5 protein-coding genes are annotated in these 2,805 nt (G+C 67.4%); 3 read left to right on the plus strand and 2 right to left on the minus strand.

Going from position 1 to position 2,805, the window contains the following annotated elements; all coding sequences use genetic code 11:
* Positions 1-280 precede the first annotated feature (280 nt).
* On the plus strand, positions 281-691 hold the full coding sequence (locus tag QZY48_RS16435; protein WP_295432843.1) for a hypothetical protein: 411 nt from the start codon (positions 281-283) through the stop codon (positions 689-691).
* A 30-nt stretch (positions 692-721) separates the two neighbouring features.
* Here the strand turns inward: QZY48_RS16435 and QZY48_RS16440 are convergent, their stop codons facing one another.
* The gene (locus QZY48_RS16440) at positions 722-1,204 is read right to left on the minus strand and encodes a hypothetical protein (RefSeq protein WP_295432845.1); all 483 of its coding nucleotides are present in this window, start codon (positions 1,202-1,204) and stop codon (positions 722-724) included.
* On the minus strand, positions 1,201-2,082 hold the full coding sequence (locus QZY48_RS16445; RefSeq protein ID WP_295432847.1) for an SDR family oxidoreductase: 882 nt from the start codon (positions 2,080-2,082) through the stop codon (positions 1,201-1,203). The genes QZY48_RS16440 and QZY48_RS16445 overlap by 4 nt, the downstream gene beginning before the upstream one ends.
* Positions 2,083-2,286: 204 nt before the next feature.
* On the opposite strand from QZY48_RS16445, the gene QZY48_RS16450 reads away from it, so the two are divergent.
* Positions 2,287-2,481, plus strand: a complete 195-nt coding sequence (locus QZY48_RS16450; protein ID WP_295432851.1) for a hypothetical protein — start codon at positions 2,287-2,289, stop codon at positions 2,479-2,481.
* Positions 2,465-2,692, plus strand: a complete 228-nt coding sequence (locus tag QZY48_RS16455) for a TraR/DksA C4-type zinc finger protein (RefSeq protein ID WP_295432854.1) — start codon at positions 2,465-2,467, stop codon at positions 2,690-2,692. The genes QZY48_RS16450 and QZY48_RS16455 overlap by 17 nt, the downstream gene beginning before the upstream one ends.
* Positions 2,693-2,805: the final 113 nt, after the last annotated feature.

The raw sequence follows: 2,805 nt of genomic DNA on the forward strand, positions 1-2,805 counted from the left end.
CCGCTGTGCGGACCGACGCCTCCGGCAGGAACGCCCCTGAGGCAACACGCGATCATCCCCACCTCGACACCTTGATCTAAGGGGTGGCGTGGATTCTTGCCCCCGACCCGGCGGCCAAGTCCATCCCTTCGCTTTTCGCGGTATCATGTGTAACCGAGTCCGCGAAGTCCGCCGAGGGCCAAGGAAATGAATGCACACCGATCCTAGGGCCGGACCGCGCCCGGTCCGGGCCATTCTGCTCGGCGCTGGAGTGACCATGTCAGATCATCGGCTTTCAGCCATGTCCACAGTCGACAGCAAGCTCGCCGCTGCGGACCAGGGTCCCCCGATGGGTGTCTCGGGGCCGGGGTTGATCCGTGCCGTGCTGCTCCTCTCCAAGGCCAGCCGTGCGGTCGGTCAGGGGCAGCGACCTTCCCGGGAGGCGCGTCGGGCGATGCAGGAGCGCCAGCGTGCCGCGGCGCAGGAGGCATTCCCGGCCATCGACGCCATCCTGGAGCGCTACGGCGGTCGGCGGATCGGCGGCGCCACGGTACTCGGGACGGTGGCGGTCGAGACGACGGCCGAAGGCATCCAAATGCTCAAAGGCGCGCCGGCCGTCGAGTCCATCATGCAAGATCAACCGCTCTCGGCCATTCGCTCGACGCGGTTTTGGCCCTTTTGGTCGGTTTGCGCGGTCCTTGGCTGCGGGTAAGAGGATGGGTTTCGCTGCGCTCTACCCATCCTACGGCGCATCCTCGCCCGCCGGTCCGCTCAGGCGGCCGGCCGAAGGGTCGCCCGGTCCTGCGAGCGCAGGGGCCGCCGGCTTGCCGAGGCATTGCCCCAGCACCGCGCGGGAGCGCTGCGCGATGAAGTCCGCCGTCAGGCGCCGCTCGCTGAACAGCAGGTTCTCGTGGGCCTCGGTGTCCAGATACAGCAGATCGGCCGGTGCCGGGCTGAAGGGCCGGCGGGTGATGCGGGCGATGCGCCCGAGGTTTACGCCGCGCCCGTCGTCGAGCAGGATCAGGTGCGGGGTGAGGCCGCGGACCGGGTCCGGGCGCGGGAATTCGATGATCCCGAGCAGCACGAAGGGGCGGTCGGTCAAGCGCACGGCCAACTGGACCTCGCTGTCGGCCAGCTCCGCGAGATAGATGGTCTCGCCGATGGCGGCGCGCAGGCGCTCGACCTGGCGGCTGTAGGCGGGGGAGGGCCAGAGTTCGTCGCTCACCGTGCCCCTCCGCCGGAGATGCGCGTCAGCACCCAGTCCAGTGCCCGGGTGCCGAGCACGCGGCGCAGGACGCCGATCAGGTGGGTGGGGACGGTCACGTAATAGCGTGGGTGGGGGCGCCGGCTTTCCAGTGCGTGGATGAGTTGCTTGAGCACCGCCTCCGGCGGCAGGGTGAAGGGCAGTACCGGGCCCTCCTTGGTGAGCCGCGCCTCGGCCTGGCGGTAGGCGTCGTGGTGGACGCTGTGCTCGGTGTCGATGTGGGCCTTGAAGGCGCGGTGGGCGTTCTCCCGGAAGCGCGAGAGGATGGGACCGGGTTCGATCAGGCAGACCGCGATGCCGCTGCCGGCCAGTTCCAGGCGCAGGGTGTCGGTCAGGCCCTCCAGCGCGAACTTGCTCGCCACATAGGCGCCCCGGTAGGGTAGGGCCATCAGGCCCAGGATGGAGCTGTTCTGCACGATGCGCCCGTGGCCCTGACGGCGCATGATGGGGATGACCCGACAGGTCAGGTCATGACAGCCGAGCAGGTTGGTCTCCAGTTGGGCGCGCAGGGCCGCCCGGGTCAGGTCCTCGACCGCGCCCGGCAGGCCGTAGGCGCCGTTGTTGAAGAGCGCGTCCAGGGTCCCGCCGGTGAGGTCGAGGGTCTGCGCCAGGGCCTGGCCGATCGAGTCCGGGTCGTCCAGATCCAGCCGGACGGCCGTCAGCCCCTCGCCCTGGAGCCGCGCCACGTCCGCGGCCCGGCGGGCGGAGGCGATGACCCGCCAGCCGCGCCGGGCGAGCCCGTGGGCGCAGATGTAGCCGATGCCGCTGGAGCAGCCGGTGATGAGCACGGAGCGCTCGGTGCTTGGGCGGGAATCGCCTTGGGGATCAGGCTGCGTCATGGGGTCCTCCGGTTGGCGGCGGGGCTGTTTCGCTGCATTTGGGCCCAAGGGCCGCGCCGGTGCAAGGGCGGGCCTGGGATCCGGGTGCGATCAGAACTGATGTATTAACGTACATCTCGTATGGTACGCGATGCGTACCCTACAGCGACCGAACGTTCCCACGGACCGGGCGTCGTTGTCGTTGTCGTTGTCGTTGTCGTGATCGTGGTCGGATTGTTCGACTGTGACTACGACTACGACTACGACAACGACAACGACAACGACCGCGTACCCGGGATCTCGGTCACCACATCAGCTCTGATCGCACCCGGCCAAGTCATCCCGGTGTCACATCCGTCTGCGATGATCGAGCACTGCAACGACTCATCCGGAGGTAACACCAGTGGAACGCTTTGCTGACGAACTCGATCTGGCGCAGTTTCGTATCGACCAGGTGACCGAACTGGCGATCGCGGCAATCCGCAAACACGCGGGCCTGGCCGTCGGCCGCGAATCGTGCCGTGACTGTGGTAACGTGATTCCCGCGAAGCGCTTGCGGTATGTGCCCAACGCGACCCGTTGCGCACCCTGTCAGGCCCTCGAACAGGGCAATTGCATCAAAAATCCCTAATATTAGCCGTTCCCGATTTAGCCCAGTCTTAGGTCAGTTCTCCGCACCTACACGCCAGGGATGCGCCCTTTTCAGAGGCTTTTTCCCCAACATGCCTGGCCAATAGCACAAGC

Source organism: uncultured Thiodictyon sp. (assembly GCF_903828115.1).
Taxonomy (GTDB): Bacteria; Pseudomonadota; Gammaproteobacteria; order Chromatiales; family Chromatiaceae; genus Thiodictyon.